General features: G+C 55.8%; 20 protein-coding genes and 1 pseudogene. 8 read left to right on the top strand and 13 right to left on the bottom strand.

The window, feature by feature from the left end; all coding sequences use genetic code 11:
• The first annotated feature begins 22 nt into the window (after positions 1-22).
• Complete coding sequence (locus V3W49_RS02865; RefSeq protein WP_500143569.1) at positions 23-481, top strand: DUF986 family protein; 459 nt, start codon at positions 23-25, stop codon at positions 479-481.
• Positions 482-937: 456 nt separating this feature from the next.
• Positions 938-1,501 carry a manganese efflux pump MntP gene (gene mntP, locus V3W49_RS02860; protein WP_500143568.1) on the top strand — a complete coding sequence of 188 codons (564 nt, stop codon included), beginning with the start codon at positions 938-940 and terminating at the stop codon, positions 1,499-1,501.
• Here the strand turns inward: mntP and rlmA are convergent, their stop codons facing one another.
• The 7 genes and pseudogenes from rlmA to mgrB form a co-directional block, all read right to left on the bottom strand.
• Entirely contained in the window at positions 1,502-2,314 is an 813-nt protein-coding gene (gene rlmA / locus V3W49_RS02855; protein ID WP_500143567.1) for a 23S rRNA (guanine(745)-N(1))-methyltransferase, read from the bottom strand. It abuts the gene before it with no gap.
• Between the two features lie 64 nt (positions 2,315-2,378).
• Positions 2,379-4,124 (bottom strand): peptidoglycan glycosyltransferase FtsI, encoded by a 1,746-nt coding sequence (gene ftsI / locus V3W49_RS02850; protein ID WP_500143566.1) that lies wholly within the window; start codon positions 4,122-4,124, stop codon positions 2,379-2,381.
• A gap of 280 nt (positions 4,125-4,404) precedes the next feature.
• Positions 4,405-4,614 carry a transcription antiterminator/RNA stability regulator CspE gene (gene cspE, locus V3W49_RS02845; RefSeq protein WP_004386688.1) on the bottom strand — a complete coding sequence of 70 codons (210 nt, stop codon included), beginning with the start codon at positions 4,612-4,614 and terminating at the stop codon, positions 4,405-4,407.
• Between the two features lie 11 nt (positions 4,615-4,625).
• A pseudogene (locus tag V3W49_RS02840) lies at positions 4,626-4,771 on the bottom strand (DUF2627 domain-containing protein).
• A 542-nt stretch (positions 4,772-5,313) separates the two neighbouring features.
• Positions 5,314-6,312 carry an MBL fold metallo-hydrolase gene (locus V3W49_RS02835; RefSeq protein WP_500143565.1) on the bottom strand — a complete coding sequence of 333 codons (999 nt, stop codon included), beginning with the start codon at positions 6,310-6,312 and terminating at the stop codon, positions 5,314-5,316.
• Between the two features lie 40 nt (positions 6,313-6,352).
• Positions 6,353-6,625, bottom strand: coding sequence for a YebO family protein (locus V3W49_RS02830; RefSeq protein ID WP_500143563.1), 273 nt, complete (start codon positions 6,623-6,625; stop codon positions 6,353-6,355).
• A 74-nt stretch (positions 6,626-6,699) separates the two neighbouring features.
• Positions 6,700-6,843: a PhoP/PhoQ regulatory lipoprotein MgrB gene (mgrB, locus tag V3W49_RS02825; protein WP_138097873.1), complete on the bottom strand. Its 144-nt coding sequence runs from the start codon at positions 6,841-6,843 to the stop codon at positions 6,700-6,702.
• Between the two features lie 162 nt (positions 6,844-7,005).
• Between mgrB and V3W49_RS02820 the strand changes: the two genes are divergently transcribed.
• On the top strand, positions 7,006-7,248 hold the full coding sequence (locus tag V3W49_RS02820; protein ID WP_138097874.1) for a YobH family protein: 243 nt from the start codon (positions 7,006-7,008) through the stop codon (positions 7,246-7,248).
• A 36-nt stretch (positions 7,249-7,284) separates the two neighbouring features.
• On the opposite strand, the gene kdgR is transcribed toward V3W49_RS02820, so the two are convergent.
• Positions 7,285-8,076, bottom strand: a complete 792-nt coding sequence (gene kdgR, locus V3W49_RS02815; protein ID WP_500143561.1) for a DNA-binding transcriptional regulator KdgR — start codon at positions 8,074-8,076, stop codon at positions 7,285-7,287.
• A gap of 176 nt (positions 8,077-8,252) precedes the next feature.
• Between kdgR and V3W49_RS02810 the strand changes: the two genes are divergently transcribed.
• Entirely contained in the window at positions 8,253-9,623 is a 1,371-nt protein-coding gene (locus V3W49_RS02810) for an MFS transporter (protein ID WP_500143560.1), read from the top strand.
• On the opposite strand, the gene V3W49_RS02805 is transcribed toward V3W49_RS02810, so the two are convergent.
• The 5 genes from V3W49_RS02805 to V3W49_RS02785 all read right to left on the bottom strand — a co-directional run bounded on the left by V3W49_RS02805 (position 9,611) and on the right by V3W49_RS02785 (position 14,368).
• Positions 9,611-9,805 (bottom strand): hypothetical protein, encoded by a 195-nt coding sequence (locus tag V3W49_RS02805; RefSeq protein WP_500143558.1) that lies wholly within the window; start codon positions 9,803-9,805, stop codon positions 9,611-9,613. The two genes, V3W49_RS02810 and V3W49_RS02805, sit on opposite strands and share 13 nt — an antisense overlap.
• A 148-nt stretch (positions 9,806-9,953) precedes the next feature.
• On the bottom strand, positions 9,954-10,835 hold the full coding sequence (gene htpX / locus V3W49_RS02800; protein WP_500143556.1) for a protease HtpX: 882 nt from the start codon (positions 10,833-10,835) through the stop codon (positions 9,954-9,956).
• 193 nt (positions 10,836-11,028) lie between these two features.
• On the bottom strand, positions 11,029-13,077 hold the full coding sequence (prc, locus tag V3W49_RS02795) for a carboxy terminal-processing peptidase (RefSeq protein WP_500143555.1): 2,049 nt from the start codon (positions 13,075-13,077) through the stop codon (positions 11,029-11,031).
• 20 nt (positions 13,078-13,097) lie between these two features.
• Positions 13,098-13,772, bottom strand: coding sequence for an RNA chaperone ProQ (proQ, locus tag V3W49_RS02790; RefSeq protein WP_500143553.1), 675 nt, complete (start codon positions 13,770-13,772; stop codon positions 13,098-13,100).
• Positions 13,773-13,873: 101 nt separating this feature from the next.
• Entirely contained in the window at positions 13,874-14,368 is a 495-nt protein-coding gene (locus tag V3W49_RS02785) for a GAF domain-containing protein (RefSeq protein ID WP_500143551.1), read from the bottom strand.
• Between the two features lie 128 nt (positions 14,369-14,496).
• Between V3W49_RS02785 and yebS the strand changes: the two genes are divergently transcribed.
• The 4 genes from yebS to V3W49_RS02765 all read left to right on the top strand — a co-directional run bounded on the left by yebS (position 14,497) and on the right by V3W49_RS02765 (position 20,258).
• Positions 14,497-15,780 carry a membrane integrity lipid transport subunit YebS gene (gene yebS, locus V3W49_RS02780; protein WP_500143549.1) on the top strand — a complete coding sequence of 428 codons (1,284 nt, stop codon included), beginning with the start codon at positions 14,497-14,499 and terminating at the stop codon, positions 15,778-15,780.
• Positions 15,749-18,379, top strand: a complete 2,631-nt coding sequence (locus V3W49_RS02775) for a PqiB family protein (protein WP_500143547.1) — start codon at positions 15,749-15,751, stop codon at positions 18,377-18,379. Before yebS ends, V3W49_RS02775 begins: the two co-directional genes overlap by 32 nt.
• Before the next feature lie 81 nt (positions 18,380-18,460).
• The gene (rsmF, locus tag V3W49_RS02770; protein WP_500143545.1) at positions 18,461-19,921 is read left to right on the top strand and encodes a 16S rRNA (cytosine(1407)-C(5))-methyltransferase RsmF; all 1,461 of its coding nucleotides are present in this window, start codon (positions 18,461-18,463) and stop codon (positions 19,919-19,921) included.
• 97 nt (positions 19,922-20,018) lie between these two features.
• A complete protein-coding gene (locus V3W49_RS02765; RefSeq protein ID WP_500143544.1) occupies positions 20,019-20,258 on the top strand; it encodes a YebV family protein in 240 nt (79 codons plus the stop codon).
• Positions 20,259-20,359 lie beyond the last annotated feature (101 nt).

Raw genomic sequence — 20,359 nt, 5'->3', positions numbered from 1 at the left:
CCGGCTTTTTTGTGGAGAAAATATGGCTGTGACAGAAATCGTCCTGATGGTACTGATTGCGCTGATGCTCGGCTGGGCGCTGTATGTTGAGATCGCGCCAGAACGGCGCCGGGGCCACACGCTGTTAAAAGTCGCGCTACTGCGCCGCAGCCCGGTGGACACCGCCATCTTTACCGCGCTGCTGGCTATTCTGGTGTATAACAACCTGGTGAATCATGGTTCCCTGTTAACCACCTGGCTATTATGCGGTACAGCGCTGCTGGCTATTTATATTGGCTGGCTGCGTACCCCCTGGCTGCGATTTAAGAAGGGAGGCTTTTTCTACGGCCCGTTATGGATTAGCTACGCCAGAATCAGCACCATGAATTTGTCTGAAGATGGAGTTCTGGTGGTGCAATTAGAAAAACAACGCCTGCTTATTCGCGTCAGGAATATCGACGATCTTGAAGCCATATATAAAATTATGCTTCGTGGCCAATAAGATACAATATAGCCCGGGCCATGTTTTAACCGGGCTAAAAAATAACCTAAAATATAGCACAGGCTATAAGTCTATTAACCATACAGGCCACCATGATTAACAAAAACATTACCTCAAAAGCCAAATGAAAAGCATTATCAGGTAACTGGCAATTAATATCTTCAATGTTTGATGATTCAAAAAAAATAAGATAAAGTACGCTCCGTTCTTTGGGGAGTAGCCAATTTCCTGCAAACAGGAAATGTGCGCATCAACAGACTCGTGACCAGAAGGTGACGTGGTGCGTACGGGCCACAGGAATAGCCTGAATAGTTTGTGCGACAGGAAGGCCTGGCCAGGCGCTTTTGCCGTGCGAAGTATCACGTGAATTCCGGTCAGGCGAGACCATAGCGCATTTACTGCTGACACTGGGGGCAGTGATTTGCGTTATATGGTTTTCCCGGTCAGGACGCTCGTATGAATCTATCTGCAACGCTACTTCTTGCTTTCGGCATGTCCATGGACGCATTCGCCGTCTCCATCAGCAAAGGCGCCACGCTGCAAAAGCCCAAATTCTCTGAAGCGCTACGTACCGGGCTGATTTTCGGCGTGGTGGAGGCCATTACCCCGCTTATCGGCTGGGGGCTGGGAATGCTGGCAAGCCGTGTAGTGATGGAGTGGAACCACTGGGTGGCCTTCGCGCTGCTGCTATTCCTGGGCGGCCGCATGATTCTCGAAGGCTTTCGCAATCGCAGCGACAGCGAAGAACCGCGCCAGCGTCATGGCTTCTGGTTGCTGGTGACCACCGCTATCGCCACCAGCCTGGACGCCATGGCAGTCGGCGTCGGCCTGGCTTTTCTGAAGGTCAATATCATTCACACCGCGCTGGCCATTGGTTGCGCCACCATGATGATGTCCACGCTGGGCATGATGCTGGGGCGCTTTATCGGCCCGCTGCTCGGAAAACGCGCCGAGATTCTCGGCGGCATTGTACTGATCGGTATCGGCATCCAGATCCTCTGGAGCCATTTCACCGGCTGATTACCCGCCCAGGCGGCGCCACACCCGCACCACGAAATCCGTTTCGCACCCGAAGGTTTGCGCCCCATCCAGCTGCTGCCAGACTTCCGGACGCGCCCGCCAGGCAAAGGGGGTCATCTGTAACAGCGCCCGGGCCTGCACGCCCGGCAGTTGCATGCTCCAGCCCGGTGTCAGGGTTTGCATCAGTTCAAAACCTTCCAGTCGTTCTTCCCGATTCGGATGGAGCTGAACCTCACGATAAATCAGCGCCTTTAGCTGTACCAGATGGCGCGGGCCTGGCGTGACCGTCACCAGTATGCCACCGGGTCGCACCACCCGCGCCAGCTCCGCGGCGCTACACGGAGCGTAGATACGCACCACGGCGTCAAACGTCCCGCCGGCAAACGGCAGACGATGGCTGGACGCCACGCAAAAGCGAACCTGCGGATAGCGCTTCGCCCCGTAGCGGATGGCGACCTTTGAAACATCCAGACCGTAGCACTCCCCTCCCTGACCCAGCGCCCCGGCAAAGGCCGAAGTGTAATAGCCTTCGCCGCAACCGATATCCAGCACCCGCCCATTTTCGGGCAGCGAGCCGGCCATCACTGCTGTTACCGTATCGCGCAGTGGCTGGTAGTAGCCCGCATCCAGAAACGCCCGGCGGGCGCGCATCATCTCAGCGCTGTCCCCCGGCTGTCGGGATCCCTTGTGCTGTACCGGCAGCAGATTGACATACCCCTCTTTTGCCCTGTCGAACTGATGGCCTGCCGGGCAGCGAAACAGCGTGGATTGCTCTGCCAGCGGTGCGTGACATAATGGACAAACAAAAGACATGGTGGCTCCGGGTTCTGAAAAAGAGGGGCGCAGTTTACCGCTGCGCACCCTGTCAGGGAAGGGATCACGATAGCGGATGCGCCTCATCGTTAGTATTCAGTATCGACAGATGGTCTGAGTCCGGCGCCACTCCGTCCGGCTCGATGTTCTGCAACCGCAAAACATCGCCCATAATCTGGCTGAACACCGGCGCCGCCACCGCCCCGCCGTAATACTCGCCGTTTTGCGGATTGTTGATCACCACCACCAGCGCGTAACGTGGCCTGGTGGCCGGTGCCACGCCGGCGGTGTAGGCCACATAATTGTCGATATAGTGACCGTCCGGCCCTATCTTCTTCGCCGTGCCGGTTTTTACCGCCACCCTATAGTTACGCACCGCCGCCTTAATCCCACCGCCGCCCGGCAGGGCGACACTTTCCATCATATGTTCCACCTGGTGGACGACTTGCTCGGGCATCACTCGGTGCCCTTCTACCGGCGGGTCGATACGAGTAATCGACAGTGGTCGTTCAATACCAAAACCGCCAATAGTGGCATAGACATGAGCCAGTTGCAGCGGAGTAACCATCAGTCCGTAACCAAAGGAAAAGGTGGCGCGATCCAGCTTGCCCCAGATACGACGGTGCGGCAGCAAGCCGCTGCTCTCACCGGTCAGCCCCAGCCCGGTAGGCTGGCCGAAGCCAAAGGCCTTATAGGTCTGCATCAGCGCATTTATCGGCATCGCCAGCGACAGCCGGGAAACCCCGACATCGCTCGACTTTTGCAGGATACCGGTCAGGGTCAGCTCCGGATAGTAACCGACATCGCGAATCATATGGCCGTCGATACGCCAGGGATGGGTATCTACCACGCTGTCCGGCTGGACTATTCCCTGACGCAACGCCGTCATGACGACCAGCGGTTTCACCGTAGAGCCTGGCTCAAAGGTATCGCTGATGGCACGGTTGCGAAACTCATCCAGAGTGGCCCCGGCACGATTGTTAGGGTTAAAGGTGGGGTAGCTGGCCATTGCCAGAATTTCACCGGTATGCACATCCAGTAATACCGAAGCGCCCGATGTCGCTTTATTCCAGGTCACGGCATTGCTGAGCGCATCTTCAGTAACGGTCTGCAACCGACGGTCGATGCTCAAAATAATATTGTGTGCCGGCACAGGTGGGCGTTCGGTGATATTTTCGATAACCTTACCGTAACGATCTTTACGCACCCGCCGCTCGCCGGGTTTGCCGGTCAACTGGCGGTTAAAGCTTTTTTCGACGCCTTCTATCCCTCGATCGTCAATATTGGTAAAACCAATCAGATTCGCCGCCACATGACCCGAAGGATAAAAGCGCCGGGATTCCTGGCGCAGACTAATGCCAGGCAGGTGCAGCTTCTTAATGTATTCCGCCTGCTGAGGATCGAGCTGGCGCGCCAGATAAACAAAGCGCCCTTTCGGGTTACGTTCGATGCGGCGGGCTATGTCACTGAGCGGCTGCTTCAGCGTGGTTGCCAGCGCCTGCCAGCGGGCATTAATCTGCACGCCACCTTTCTGCGAGACAATCAGCGGATCGGCCCAGACTGCCGCCACCGGAACACTAACCGCCAGCGGCTGGCCATTGCGATCTTCAATCATGCCGCGGGGCACCACCACCGGCTCTTCACGCAGCGAACGTTTATCTTCTTCTTTCACCAGGTGATCCGGCTCAATCAGCTGCAGCCAGGCAACCCGGCCCAGAATCACCAGCAGGCTAAACAATATGGCGATGCAGAGCAGCCCGTAACGCCAGTGGACAAAGTTCAGGCTCGTCGCGCCGCGCAATTTTTTCACATCCTCTCCTTTGAGGTTAACCGGTTGGTAGCCTGATTAAACCCGACATTAATCCTGGATAACGTCACAAAATGCTAACAGCGCCTGGCGCTTTGCAACAGAAAACAACCAGAGGGCAGGTTTAGTAACACTCTGAAAAACCATACTGTTTTGGCAGGAATAAAGCGGCTATGGGATAACCGGTGAGAGGGTTAACGCGGACAACAAAAAACCCCGCGCCCAATAAAAGGGGCAACGGGGCATCATTCATCGGCAACCTGATATCGGCTGCGGCAGATTATCAGATGGCGACCACGTTAACGGCTGCCGGGCCCTTCTGGCCGTCCTGAATTTCAAATTCAACGTTCTGGCCTTCGGCCAGCGTTTTGAACCCGTTGCCCTGAATAGCGGAGAAGTGTACGAACACATCTTTGCTGCCGTCAGCCGGGGTGATGAAACCAAAGCCTTTAGACTCGTTGAACCACTTAACTTGACCTTTGATCTTTGCCATTTACAAATTCCTTAAATTGTTTTCTTCGCCCGCAGGCGCAACTTTAGATAAAACTGAGACATTACTGCTTGAGGCACTAATATAAGGTTCGGCAGAGAAGCGGTATTCAACGTCATCGTGTTTACTCAGGACTTCTTTGACTTAACATGCCACACATAAACAGAACTATACCTCGTTTAACCCATCGTGTTATCACACACAACGTTTCCGATGGCAAGCCATTTTTAAGCGTGTCACGATCTGCCGCACAGATTCAGATATTCACCAGATAAACAGCGCCTAAATTATGCACCTGCATGCGCAAAAGCTGCAGTACCCTACCGCGCAGAACAAGGCCTTAAGCCCCGCTTCGTCACGACTTTTTCACCATAGCTCAAACACTTCCGCTCGTCCAGACGAACACTCAAAAAGTCGTGCCGCCTCGCTTTTTTGGTTATATCTTTTTCGGTAAACATATAACAGAAAGTAATGGTCGAACGACCGCGAGTTAAGTTTAGCTGCGAACATTCGGATTCGCCAGTTTGCTGTAGATAATAAAATTTGAGCAGTTCAACAATATATTGCACCAGAATAATGACGCTTTAATGACAGTGCATCAAAATCGTGCAAGGTCTGCACCGCAATATAAAACACCATAAGTCATCGCTGAGATAATACTGAAATAAAATAATCACAGGATCGTCATACAATAACACTTCTTTATTTCCGCTCGAGCGTCAAATACTGACCAATGCGCAGCGGGCGGAAATCCGCCTCTTCCTCCTCCCCTGCTGCGCTAAGCGCCGCGCGCAATTCTCGCGGTGGCGCATCCAGCGACTCGTCCGCCAGCTCAAAAACGCCCCAGTGTACAGGAATAGCAATAGGCCGCCCAATCGCCTGCCACAGCGCCACGGCATCCTGAGGGCCCATATGGTGATAGCGCATAAACCAGCGCGGCTCATAGGCGCCAACGGGGATCGCCGCGCCATCCAGTACCCCAAGGCGCTGCGGGATCTCCAACAGCAGTTCGCTGTAGCCGGTATCGCCGCTGAACCAGAAGCGTCGGTCGGCGCTCTCTGCCACCCAGCCACACCACAGCGAGCGATTGCGATCCCAGGGAGTACGCATGCTCCAGTGGCGCGCCGGCACGGCAGTCAGCGTAATACCATTCAACTCATGGCTCTGCCACCAGTCGCGCTCGACAACCCGACGGATCCCCCGGCGCCGAAACCAGGTTCCCAGCCCCACGGGAACGAAGAAGACGACATTCGGAAAGCGGCGATGCAGCGATCGGATGCTGGCGCAGTCCAGATGATCATAATGGTTATGAGAAATCAGTACCGCATCGAGATGCGGCAAATCATCCGGCTTAAGGGCCAACGGCGTCCGGCGTTGAGGCCCCCAAAAGCGAAGTGGAGAAGCGCGCAGAGAGAAGACAGGATCGGTCAACAAATAGCGGCCATTAAGGCGCAGCAATAGCGTGGCATGTCCCAGCCACCAGACGGCGTCGCTATCGCCCTGAATTTCGGCATATTGCCACCAGCGGGCGATAAAGCCGGGATAGCCTTCTGCGGGAGGCCTGGGCAGGCCCTGCTCACGCCGCATTTTGCGCCAGCGCTTTAAATCGCCGGGCTGTCGCCGACCCGGCTCGATATTACGAAAACCATCGGGAAGGTGGTGCGCCAGTTGGGGATCATACCAGGGGTTTTTCCAGGGCATCGGGCCTCCGCGGAATCAGCCTCTGGATGATATAGCAGATTCAGCGCTCCGCGACCAGTCGCACCAGCTCCTCATCGCTATCGTCCGAAACCAGCGCCGGCACTTCCTTTTCTGGTTCGCTGGCCTCACACAGGCGACGCAACAGCGCGTTCTGACGTTTCTGCTGCTCAAGCATCGCTTCCAGCAGCGCGACCTGCTCACTGGCCCTCACGCTCGCGCGATTCACAAAAAACCACACCACCAGGCCAACGACCAGTATCAGTCCGGAAACCGCCAGCGACGTCACGTTTAACGTATTCATGAATTCATTCATTTAACCACCTCAAACAAACCCGAATTCTACCGCGGGTCCGTCCGGGACACCACCCGGGTGAGCGCCTGCGGCGGCTACCAGGGAATAAATTTATTCACGACGCAAATACCGTTGAAGAATGGTTCATCCTGATCGCACATAGCGTTCAACATCTGAGTCCACATCAGCAGGCAGGCGATAAGGACGACTATCAGGATAATCCACCAGTATTTTCTCACAGCGACTCCATCGTTATTGGGCATGGTATGCTATTATCCTGGCATCCGCAGGTTAAACCAAACTTCACTCATTCAGCGTTTCCTTTAGGAATCATCAGATTGTTAAGCGCTGCCTGCTGATTTAACCTGGTTTTGCATATCAATATCAAATAAGAGGGAATAATGCGCATCCTGATTCGTATCATTATTGTGCTGGCGCTCATCTGGATTGGCTTATTACTGAGCGGCTATGGGGTGCTTATCGGCAGCAAGGAGAATGCTGCAGGGCTGGGGCTGCAGTGTAAGTATCTGACCGCCCGCAGTACGCAAACCGTTCAGTATGTTCATACCGACAGCGGTATTATTGGTATTACGGACTGCCCGGTGCTGCGTAAAACCGGCGATGCAGTCGACGACGGTAAATAAGTGAATACGGCCCCGCACAACGCGGGGCCGTATTCATCAGAACGGATAGTCGTGATAGCCCATCTGCTCCGAGATATTGCGCGCGGCGCGATGCAGCATCGCCACATATTCATGCAGCTTTTCCTCTGAAAAGCGCAGGGTCGGGAACGAAATACTCAGACCAGCAATCACCACGCCGAAACGGTCGAATACCGGCACCGCAATGCAGCGCAGTCCTTCTTCCTGCTCTTCGTTATCTTCGCCGTAACCCACCTCTTTAACGCTATCCAGTACCGGAAGCAGCTCTTCAGCGCTGCCGATAGTGCGGGAAGTGCTGCGGGTATATTCTATCTGAGAGAGAATTTCCTTCACCTCATCGCGGTCACGCCAGGCCAGTAGCACCTTCCCGATAGCGGTACTGTGCAGCGGATTGCGGCGGCCAATGCGCGAATACATACGCAGGTTATACATCGAATCTATCTTGTGGATGTAGACGATACTGTCTTCATCCAGCGCGCCAAGATGGATGGTTTCCTTCGTCTGACGCGACAGTTCGCGCATCTGAATATCGGCACTACGAATCAGATCGACATTCTGCAGCGAACGGGCGCCCAGTTCAAAAAGCTTCAGGGTCAGGGAGTATTTTTCAGATTCCCCTTCCTGAGCGACATAACCGAGCGATTTCATGGTCTGTAAAAAGCGGTATACCGTACTTTTCGACATCATTACGCGCTGCGACAGCTCGGTTATCCCTATCTCGCGCTCTTCTCCCAACGCCTGAAGAATACCGAACACCTTCAGGACGGAAGAGACCGAATCCGGCTGTTTATCCAAATCTGCAACTGCCATTCATCACCTCGGCGCAACTTGTTTTATAAAAATCAGAACTGGTTTTTAGTATAATTGGCCCCTTCGCGATCCGCAATCGATCCCGGCCTGTTTCGTTACAAATCTGCGACATGCACCAGAACCTTCAGTGATAAACTGGTCTCTTTATTAAACTTTTGCCACTGATTCGTCATTTTATGGAAAAAACTCCCGCAGACGGCATGCCGCTGCCCCAGCGCTACGGCGCCATTATCACCATTGCTCTGGGCATTATGATGTCAGTGCTTGATGGGGCAATCGCCAATGTTGCCCTGCCGACGCTGTCTCAGGAGCTTCAGGCCAGCCCGGCCAGCACCATCTGGGTGGTTAACGCCTATCAAATGGCCATTATGGTCGCGCTGCTGTCATTCTCTTTTTTGGGTGATATGGTCGGCTACCGGCGTATCTACCGTTACGGGCTGGCGCTGTTCAGCCTGACGTCGCTGATGTGCGCCCTTTCCCCTTCCCTGGAGTGGCTAATTGTGGCACGGGTACTCCAGGGGTTGAGCGCCGCGGCACTGATGAGCGTGAATACGGCGCTGATTCGCCTGATCTATCCACGCGCCCGGTTGGGGCGTGGGCTCGCTATTAACGCACTAATTGTAGCGGTCTCCGCCGCAGCTGGCCCTACGGTCGCCGCCGCGATTCTGTCAGTCGCCACCTGGCACTGGCTGTTCCTGATTAACCTCCCCATCGGGGTCTCAGGCCTGATTCTGGCATTGCGCTGGTTGCCCGCCAATACTGAAAAACAGCATCAGCGTTTCGACCTGACCAGCGCGCTCATGAACGCCCTGACCTTCGGCCTGCTGATTGGCGCGCTGAGCGGCTTTGCCCAGGGACAATCGCCGCTGCTGGTGGCCGCGGAGTTTATCGCGTTGTTGATTATCGGCACGCTGTTCGTGCGCCGCCAGCTGCGTCTGGAAGTACCGCTACTGCCGGTGGATCTGCTACGTATTCCGATATTTTCGCTATCGATGGCCACCTCCATCTGTTCATTTATCGCCCAAATGCTGGCGCTGGTCGCGCTACCGTTCTGGATGCAGGGGGAGCTGGGCCGCAGCGAAGTAGAAACCGGATTGCTGCTGACGCCGTGGCCCATCGCCACCATGCTGGTAGCGCCCATAGCCGGGCGGCTGATCGAACATGTTCACGCCGGGCTGTTAGGCGCTCTGGGGCTCTTGCTGTTTACCGCAGGTCTGGCAGCGCTGGCGCTACTCACGGATACTCCTGGCGATATGGACATCATCTGGCGTATGGCCCTGTGCGGCGCTGGCTTCGCCCTCTTCCAGTCGCCCAATAACCATACGCTAATCTCCAGCGCTCCGCATAACCGCAGCGGTAGCGCCAGCGGGATGCTGGGCACTGCGCGCCTGACCGGGCAGAGTATCGGGGCCGCGCTGGTAGCGCTGATGTTTAATTTTTTCCACGATAGCGGTACGCAGTCCGCCCTCTGGCTGGCGGCGAGCTTTGCCTGCATTGCTGCGATCATCAGCAGCCTGCGCCTGCGACAACCCCGCTACCGGGCGTAAAAAGGTTTATCGTGCTTTAGCGTGGAATATTTAAAAATGGAAGCAAAAAACCAGCAGAACAAGACGATATGGTGGGCTGTTCCGTTCACTTTGAGTTTCTGCTTCTCAGTTGATTCATCACCGCTGAACGGGCCAGCTGGCAGCGCATGTAAAGCCCAATCCCCCAGCCCCGCAAACAGCATAAGCAAGCTCACCTTAAAGTAAACGGAATTTTCTCCTGCGCGGTATATTCACCCAGAAAATGAGCTAACCACGCTAACCTCATCTTCATGCTAATCCGCGATGAACCTAAAAAAAGCGCCATTCGGCGCTTTTTTATTATTCCCCAAATTACTTCAGGTACTCTCCGCTACGCAGCGCTTCGATACGCTTATCGAGCGGCGGGTGGCTCATAAACAGTTCGCTGAAGGACTTACCCTTACCGTTGATGCAGAATGCCATCATACTGCTGGCTTCCTGCGGCTCGTAGCTGGTCTTCAGACGCTGCAGGGCTGCAATCATCTTCTCACGGCCCACCAGCTTCGCGGATCCGGCGTCGGCGTGAAACTCCCGGTAGCGCGAGAACCACATGGTAATAATACTGGCGAGGATGCCAAATACCAGTTCCAGCACCATAGAAACCGCGAAGTAGATCATCGGGTTGCCGTTGGAGCTTTCGCCTTCATCGCGGTTGCCGCTCAGGAAGCCGGCAGCCAGCTGCGCGATAATACGTGAGACAAAGATTACGAAGGTGTTCACTACCCCCTGGATCAGCGTCATCGTCACCATATCGCCATTCGCCACGTGGCTGATTTCGTGGGCAATAACCGCTTCGGCTTCATCCTGATTCATGTTTTGCAGCAACCCCGTGCTGACCGCGACCAGGGAGGCGTCGCGACGGGCGCCGGTAGCGAACGCATTGATATCCGGCGCATGATAGATAGCCACCTGCGGCATGGCGATCCCCACCTGCTGCGCCTGACGGCTTACGGTTTCCAGCAGCCAGCGTTCCGTCTCGTTACGCGGCTGTTCAATCACTTCCCCACCTACCGAGCGCAGCGCCATCCATTTGGACATCATCAGCGACACGATAGAACCGCCAAAGCCAAACAGCAGCGCCATAATCAACAGACCGGTAACGCTACTGGACTGAATCCCTGTCAGGCTTAGCACAATCCCGAAGACGACCATCACAGCAAGGTTGGTCAGCAGGAAAAGCGCGATTCGCATCATAATTTTTTTAACCTCGTTTAAACAAAACGCACTACGCGATTCCTCACATCGTGAGGTGCGAAAGCGTTATTTTCAACGATCGGAGGCCGTCAGGTGACGAAAAAGACATATCTTTACATTTTGTAGCATTTAGCTAACGCAATACAGAGAAAGGCTAAAAAAACAGGCACAAAACTTTGTGCCTGTTGAGGGATTATTGTGCGCTTTCGGGCTGCTGAGCCGGCCGCACCTGTTCCATTTTCGCCAGATCGCTGGCGATATGAACCGTCTCGTCAAGATAAGGATCCGGCTCCTGGTAATTTTTGGGAAGATCGTCGATTTTCTTCAGCAGCGGCTTACCTTCTCGCTTCAGGCGATCGTTAACGCGCATCAGACGGGTCGCCTCTTCTTCATCGTTCTCTTTTTCACGCTGGGCGTAGTTCAGAGAGATGATGTTGCGTTTCGCCTTCATCGCGTTGTAGCGCTCGATATCCTTCATAATGAACTGGAACTCCGGATCTTTAGCGATCCGCTGCTGATGCAGTTTCAGCAATTCGGGTTCAAATCCTTTCAGATCTCCCGCCTGTACCCAGGTCGCCGGTTTAATGCTATCCCAGGGCAGCGCGTTATCCTCGAATTTCTCGCCGGTCTCCGTATCCTGGCTGGCAGTCGGCATAGGAATATCCGGAGTGACCCCTTTACGCTGGGTACTGCCGCCATTAATTCGATAGAACTTCTGAATGGTGTACTGCACCGAACCCAGCGCCGGCCATTCCGGACGCAGCATCTGATCGTAGATACGGTTGAGCGAGCGATACTGCTGTACGGTGCCCTTGCCAAAGGTCGGTTCACCGACGATCAGCGCCCGACCATAATCCTGCATCGCCGCCGCGAAAATCTCGGAGGCCGAAGCGCTAAAGCGGTCGACCAGCACCACCAGCGGCCCTTTGTAATAGACTACGCCGTCTGTGTCGCTATCTTCACGCACCTTGCCGTTATTGTCGCGCACCTGCACCACCGGCCCGCTCGGAATGAAGAGTCCGGAAAGCGATACCGCCTCCGTCAGGGCGCCGCCACCGTTCGAGCGCAGATCGATAACCACGCTGCTGACGTGCTGACGAGACAGTTTCTGAAGCTGCGCCTTCACGTCATCGGTCAGACCGACATAGAAGCCTGGAATATCCAGCACGCCGATCTTCTCTTTACCGACGTGTTTCACCGACATCTTCACCGCCCGATCTTCAAGGCGGATGCGCTCGCGGGTCAGAGTGACGATACGAGTTTTGGTGCCTTTGCCCGCCGGCAGGATTTCAAGACGCACCTTACTGCCTTTCGGGCCTTTGATCAGCGCCACCACGTCATCCAGACGCCAGCCGATCACATCCTGCATGGATTTACCCGGCTGCCCTACCCCAACGATACGATCGCCGACGCTCAGTGATTTGCTTTTCGCTGCCGGACCGCCCGCCACCAGCGAGTTAATGACGGTATAGTCATCGTCCATCTGCAGCACGGCGCCAATACCTTCGAGCGACAGGCTCATTTCGGTATTGAACTGCTCGGTGTTGCGCGGCGACAAATAGTTGGTGTGGGGGTCTATTTCGTGAGCGAATGCCGTCATCGCCAGCGAGAAAACATCTTCGCTCTTGGTCTGCGCCAGTCGGCGAATGGCTGAGTTATAGCGACGCGACAGCGTGTCGTGAATCTCTTTATCGCTTTTGCCGGTCAGTTTCAGCGTCAGTTGATCGTACTTAACCTTAGCGTCCCACAGCTTGTTAAGCTCGGCTTCGCTGGTCGGCCAGGGCGCCTTGCTGCGATCGAGATTAAAGGTGTCATTGCCGGTAAAATCCATCGGCCTATCGAGCACCTTCAATGCGTATGAGTAGCGCTCAAAGCGACGCTTTTGTGCCAGGTTAAACAGATCGTAGAAAACGTCCAACTGTCCGCTGCGCAGCTCATCGCCAATCAGGCTCTTCTTCTTCGCATATTCGTCGATATCACTGGCCAGCAGCACATTGTGGCTGTAATCCAGCAGATTGAGGTAGCGATCGAAGATTTTTGCCGAGAAGGCATTATCAAGATTGAACTGCCGATAGTGGGAACGGGTAAAGCGCGACGTCACACGCTCGCTTACCGTTGAATGCTGCGGCTCTTCTTTCAGCGTTGGAATCTGATCCGCGCGGGTAATATCTTCAACCGCCAGCGCGCTGCCGGAAAGCAGCAGCAGGCTGGCGACAGCCGTAAGCTTAAAAAAATTGTTCATGCCCTGGGTTGACCTCCGTTTCAGAACAGCAAGTGTTCTGCGCGTACTATCATTGACATACCAGAAGTCAACTGCACACGAACGCCGTCTTTGGTGACTTCCTGCACGGTGGCGTCCATCGCATTGTTACCTGCTTTAACTTTGACGCTCTGGCCCGGCTTCAATACGGAGAGATCCGTTACCGGCGTGTGACGCGGCTCTGCGGCGCGCGCGGCTTTGGCAGCAGGCTTCTCTGCACGGGGCTTGTTCCCGGCCCCCTCCTTACGCCGGGGCGTAGTCGGGCGGCTCTTGCGCTCGCGGCGCGGAACTTCGCTCTCGCCGTTCGCTTCACGCTTTTTCGCCTGCTTCTCAGCACGCTGAGCCTGAACCCGCGCTTTCGCTTCTTCCAGCTGCTTGCGGGCGTGTTCAACGTGCTGTTCTTCCAGTTCACCGCAGGGGTTGCCATCCAGGTCAACGCGCGTGGCGCCCGGCTTAATGCCGTACAGATAACGCCAGCTGGAAGTATAGAGACGAAGAGCGGAACGAAGTTGGGTTTTACTGAGACTCATCTCCCCCTGAACACGCTCGACCAAATCCTGAAAAATACCAATTTTCAGGGGGCGTGCTTCACCTTCGGCGCTAAAACAGCGAGGAAAACGCTCGGCCAGAAAGGCGATAACTTCTTTACTGCTATTCAACTTAGGTTGATTTTCCATGAAATTTCCTGATTACAACGGGCTTTGCCAACCAAGTCGCAGGCATGAACAGGCGCCATTATAATGACGCCATCGGCAAATGCTACGGGAACCGTTGTTTATCACGCGTTAATCGTAAAGAATTTTTTAAAATCGCTGGATGCGATCGCGCTCTGCAGGTTTTTCGCAAGCGTACTCAGACCTTGCTCATCCTGCTCATCGAAGCGGTCATGCTGCGTGCTATCGATATCCAGAACGCCGATAATCTGATTTTCCACGATCAATGGCAGTACGATTTCAGCATTACTGTCGGCGTCACAGGCGATATGGCCGTCAAAAGTGTGTACATCGGCCACTCGCTGTACGGAGCCGGTCGCGACCGCGGTGCCGCACACACCGGTTCCCACGGGAATACGCACGCAGGCCAGCTTGCCCTGAAACGGCCCCAGCACCAGCATTTTTCCTTCCAGAAGGTAAAAGCCGGCCCAGTTCACCTGCTCCAGACGTTCAAAGAGCAGCGCGCTGGTATTCGCCATAATGGCCAGAAAGCTGGTCTCCCCTGCCATTAAAGCATTAAAGTCTCGGTTGAGATCCGCGTAAAATTGTTCTTTATTCATTAATCAATCACATCGGCTGTATTACTTAAGACTATGCCTGATAAAATAAGCATTAAATGCGGTTACGCTCAAGACGAATCACGGGTTAGGTTACCCTTCGCAGAGGCAATTATCAGACATCTAACGTCATGGCGCTAAAATTCAGGCACTCCTCATCGGGCAATCCCCTTGTTATTCACGCCATTAGTGAGGCTCTGCCACATTCACGGTATCAGCGTTGTCCTGAATGCGATACCCTTTTTCTGTTACCGGTGGTGAAATCGCATCAGGACGCCTTCTGTCCACGCTGTCATGCTAAAGTTCATAACGGTCGGGACTGGTCGATGACCCGCCTGGGTGCCATGGCGATTACCATGCTGCTGCTGATGCCCTTCGCCTGGGGCGAACCGCTGCTGCACATGTGGCTGCTGGGAAGCCATATCGAGGCCAGCCTGCTGCAGGGGGTACGCCAGATGGTGCTGCAGGGATCACCGCTCACTGCTGCGATGGTACTGTTCGGTTCAGTAGCTGCCCCGGTCATCCTGGTGGCCGCTATCGCCTATCTGTGGCTCGGCAATATCCTCGGCATGAATCTGCGTCCGGTGCTGCTGATGCTGGATAAACTCAAAGAATGGGTGATGCTGGACATTTATCTGGTGGGCGTCGGCGTGGCCTCGATCAAGGTCAGCGAATATGCCTTCCTGCAACCGGGTATTGGCCTGTATGCCTTTGCGGCACTGACGCTGCTCAGTATACTGACCCTGATTCATCTGAATATGGAAGAGCTGTGGGAACGCTTTTACCCACAGAAACCCGCTCGTCACCGCAACCACCAGCTGCGCGTCTGCCTGAGTTGCCACTTTACCGGCGTGCCCGACCATCGCGGCCGCTGCCCACGTTGCCACGTACCGCTCCATCACCGGCGTCCACTGAGCGTACAAAAGTGCTGGGCGGCACTTATCGCCTCGCTGATTTTTTTACTGCCAGCTAACCTGTTGCCGATATCGATTATCTACGTGAACGGCGCCCGTCAGGAGGACACTATCCTGTCCGGTATTCTGTCGCTGGCCTCAAGTAACCTACCAGTGGCCGGGGTGGTCTTTATCGCCAGTATTCTGGTGCCGTTTACCAAAGTGCTGGTGCTGTTCACCCTGCTGATTAGCATCCATCTGAAATGCGAGCAGGGGCTAAAAACCCGAATTCTGCTGCTGCGCTTCGTGACCTGGATAGGCCGCTGGTCCATGCTGGATCTGTTTGTTATTTCGTTAACCATGTCGCTGGTCAATCGCGATCAGCTGCTGGCTTTTACCATGGGACCGGCCGCCTTCTATTTCGGCGCAGCGGTAATTTTAACTATTCTTGCAGTTGAATGGCTGGACAGCCGCTTACTTTGGGACGCTCATGAGTCAGGAAACCCCCGCTTCACCGACTGAAGCGAAGATCAAAACAAAACGCCGCATCTCTCCGTTCTGGTTGCTGCCGGTTATCGCGCTCCTGATTGCGCTGTGGCTGGTCTGGAATACCTGGCAGGAGCACGGCGCCACCGTCACTATCGACTTTATTTCTGCCGATGGCATCGTACCCGGCCGCACCCCTGTGCGCTACCAGGGGGTAGAAGTCGGCACCGTCCAGAATGTGCGCCCGAGTAAAGACCTGAAAAAGATTGCGGTCACCGTCAGCATTAAGCGTGATATGGAAGACGCCCTGCGCAGCGAAACCCAGTTCTGGCTGGTGACCCCCAAAGCCTCGCTGGCTGGCGTTTCCGGTCTTGATGCCCTGGTCGGTGGCAACTATATCGGCATGATGCCCGGACCGGGCGAACCCAAAGAGCATTTTACCGCCCTGGATACCCAACCCCGATATCGTATCAACAACGGCGAGCTGATGATTCATCTGCGGGCGCCGAATTTAGGCTCCCTGAGTAGCGGCTCGCAGGTCTATTTCCGTAAAATTCCGGTGGGCAGAGTCTATGACTATTCGATCGACGCCGATAAACAGGGCGTGACCATCGATGTGTTAATCGATCGCCGCTTCACCAGCCTGGTGAAGAAAAACAGCCGCTTCTGGAACGTCTCCGGCGTCAAAGCCGACGTCAGCCTTTCCGGGGCGAAGGTTGAGCTGGAAAGCCTGAGCGCGCTGGTTAACGGCGCCATTGCCTTTGACTCCCCTGACCAGAGTACAGCCGCAAAGCAAAATGATAGCTACCAACTGTATGACGATCTGGCCGACACTAAACGCGGTGTGAAAGTGAAGCTGGATCTGCCCGGCGGCGAAGGGCTGAGGGAAGGCTCCACTCCCCTGATGTACCAGGGGCTGGAAGTCGGTACCCTGACGACGCTTTCTCTGAATGCGAAAACCGGCGCCGTCAGCGGCGAGCTGACGGTGGATCCCAGCGTGGTCAGCCTGATGCGCAGCGGCACCCGTATCGAACTACGTAGCCCCAAAATATCGCTGCACAACCCGGGCCTGAGCGGCCTTCTGACCGGCAGTACCCTTGAATTAATCCCCGGCGAGGGAGAGCCGAAAACGCATTTTACAGTGGCTCAGGAAAACAAAGCGCCGCTACAAAAGCCCGGCACCCTTAAGCTGACGCTGACCGCACCGGAAAGCTTCGGTATCGACGCCGGCCAGCCTCTGCTGCTGCACGGCGTGCAGGTAGGGCGGGTCGTGGATCGCCAACTGACCGCCAAAGGCGTAAATTTCTCGGTGGCTATCGACCCCGGTTATCGCCATCTGATTAAGGGCGACAGCAAATTTGTGGTCAACAGCCGCATTGATGTGAAAGTCGGCCTGAGTGGGGTTGAAATGCTCGGTGCCGCTCCCAGCGACTGGGTCGACGGCGGTATCCGCATTCTGCCGGGCGATGGTGGCGCACTGAAGCAACGCTATCCGCTCTACGCCAACCTGGAGCGAGCCAGGGAAAATACCCAAAGCGAGCAGCCCGCCCCTACGCTGACGCTGTCGGCCCAGAGCCTGCCGGATGTCCAGGACGGCTCTGTCGTTCTGTATCGCAAATTCGAAGTGGGCGAAATCGTCGATATTCGCCCCCGCGCCAACGCCTTTGATATCGATGTCTACATTAAACCCCAGTATCGTCATCTGCTGACCCGGAGCAGCGTGTTCTGGGCCGAAGGCGGCGCCAAAGTCCAGCTCAGCGGCGCCGGCGTTTCGGTACAGGCGTCACCGCTGGCCAGAGCGCTCAAAGGCGCCATCAGCTTCGATAACCTGTCTGGCGCCAGCCTGCCCGACGGCCAGAAGCGCCATCTTTATCCATCGGAAACCGCGGCCCGCGCCGTGGGTAGCCAGATTACCCTACATACCTTCGATGCCGGCAAACTGGCAGCAGGCATGCCTATCCGCTATCTGGGTATCGATATCGGTCAGCTGGAGTCGCTGAAGCTGCTGACCGATCGCAATGAAGTTCAGGCCAGCGCTGTGCTTTATCCGGAATATGTCGATACCTTCGCCCGGGCAGGCACCCGTTTTTCGGTGATCACCCCGCAAATTTCAGCGGCAGGCGTTGAGCATCTGGACACCCTGCTTCAACCCTATATCAACGTCGAACCGGGCCACGGTAAACCGCGGCGCAATTTTGAACTGCAGGAAGCGACCATTACCGATTCCCGCTATCTGGACGGCCTGAGCATTATTGTCGAGGTTCCGGATGCAGGTTCGCTGAGTATCGGTACGCCGGTGCTGTTCCGTGGCATGGAAGTCGGTACCGTTACCGGCATGCATCTGGGCAATCTTTCAGATCGCGTAATGGTGGCGCTGCGAATCAGTAAGCGCTATCAGCACCTGGTGCGTAATAACTCAGTGTTCTGGCTGGCTTCCGGTTATAGCCTGGACTTCGGACTGATCGGTGGCGTGGTCAAGACCGGCACCTTTAACCAGTTTATTCGCGGTGGTATTGCCTTCGCCACCCCTCCCGGCACGCCGCTGGCGCCCGTGGCGAATCCGGGCAAGCACTTCCTGCTGCTCGACAGCGAGCCCAAAGAGTGGCGCGAATGGGGCACCGCTCTGCCGCGCTAACCCCAGGTCCCGGCGCCTGCGGCGCCGGGACCTTTATGCTACACTGCGCCTTTGCTAATTCACTTAACGAGACGCTCCCTGGTGCAAACCCCATCTGCCTGGCTCCCGGATACTTTCCTCGACCTGATGCGCGAGGCTATGCCGGCCCCGCTCTCTTTTGACGACTTTATCGCTGCCTGCCAGCGGCCCCTGCGCCGCAGTCTGCGGGTCAATACCCTGAAAATCAGCGTGGCGGACTTTCTTCTGCAGGTCGAACCCTACGGCTGGCAACTGACGCCGATCCCCTGGTGCCCGGAAGGATTCTGGATCGAACGCGATAACGAAGACGAACTGCCGCTGGGTAGTACCGCCGAACACCTGAGCGGCCTGTACTACATCCAGGAAGCCAGCTCCATGCTGCCGGTTGCAGCGCTGTTTGCCGACGGTTCCAGCCCGCAGCGGGTGATGGATATGGCCGCCGCGCCGGGCTCCAAGACCACCCAGATGGCGGCATCTATGAACAACCGGGGGGCAATTCTGGCCAATGAATATTCGGCCAGCCGGGTTAAGGTGCTACACGCAAACCTCAGCCGCTGCGGCGTCAGCAACGTTGCGCTAACCCATTTCGATGGCCGGGTTTTTGGTGCTGCGCTGCCGGAAAGCTTCGACGCCATTCTGCTGGATGCGCCCTGCTCCGGTGAAGGGGTGGTGCGCAAAGACCCCGATGCGCTACGTAACTGGTCTCCGGCCAGCAATCAGGAGATCGCCGCCACTCAGCGTGAGTTGATCGACAGCGCCTTTCACGCCCTCAGGCCAGGTGGCGTGCTGGTGTACTCTACCTGCACGCTCAATCGTGAAGAGAATCATCAGGTTATCCGCTGGCTGCTGGAACGCTATCCCGGCGCCGTTGAAATCGAGCCGTTAGGCGAACTCTTCCCGGAAGCCAGGCGCGCGCTTACGCCGGAAGGCTGGCTGCACGTTTTCCCGCAGATCTTCGACTGTGAAGGTTTCTTCGTGGCGCGGCTGCGTAAAACCAGCGCGATCGCGCCGCCACCCGAGCCGGACTTCCGGGTAGGCAAATTCCCCTTCACCCCACTCAAGGGCAAGCGGCTTAATGAAGTCGAAAACGCCGCCCGCAAAATCGGACTGCACTGGGACGAGAGGCTACAGTTGTGGGAGCGGGAAAAGGAGCTCTGGCTGTTCCCGGCACAGATTGCGCCGCTGTTTGGCAAGGTGCGTTTCTCGCGTTGTGGGCTACGTCTGGCCGAATGCCACACCAAAGGCTATCGCTGGCAGCATGAAGCCGTCATCGCGCTGGCCTCACCCCATGCGGCCAACGTTTTCCCCCTGACCGCGGAGCAGGCCGAAGAGTGGTTCCGGGGGCGGGATATTTTTCCGGATGCGTTCCCCCCTGAGGGCGAGATGATAGTCACCTTTCTGGGTCAGCCGCTGGGGCTGGCCCGGCGGGTGGGATCGCGTCTGAAAAACAGCTATCCACGCGAGCTGGTTCGCAATGGTCGACTGTTTAGCGCCGTCGGGCAGGTTAAAAACCCTACAGTTTGAATTGCGTCTTTTTTCGCCATCTGCCAGGATGAACCTGTACGGTTTTTAAGCCGTACAGGCAATGCGGCACTTACTTATTACGATCGGGAATCGTTCTATGGCAAAAACCAGCGTTCGAATCGGCGCATTCGAGATTGATGATGCCGAAATACATGGAGGAGAACAGGGGGATCGTACCCTGAGCATCCCCTGCAAATCTGATCCTGACCTGTGTATGCAGCTCGATGCCTGGGATGAAGAAACCAGCATTCCGGCGCTGCTAAACGGCGAAAACTCCGTCCTTTACCGTAAACATTACGACCGCAGTACCGACTCCTGGGTCATGCATCTGGCCTGAACCCATGAACCCGCCGTAAGGGCGGGTTGTTTTGAGAACAACGCATTTCCCAATAATCCCCTACAATAATCTTAAAACGCAACGCTGATTCTGGCGGGGAT

This window comes from Rosenbergiella sp. YN46 (genome assembly GCF_036620675.1).
In the GTDB taxonomy this organism is placed as follows: Bacteria; Pseudomonadota; Gammaproteobacteria; order Enterobacterales; family Enterobacteriaceae; genus Jejubacter.
This window is presented reverse-complemented; position numbering and strand designations above follow the sequence as displayed.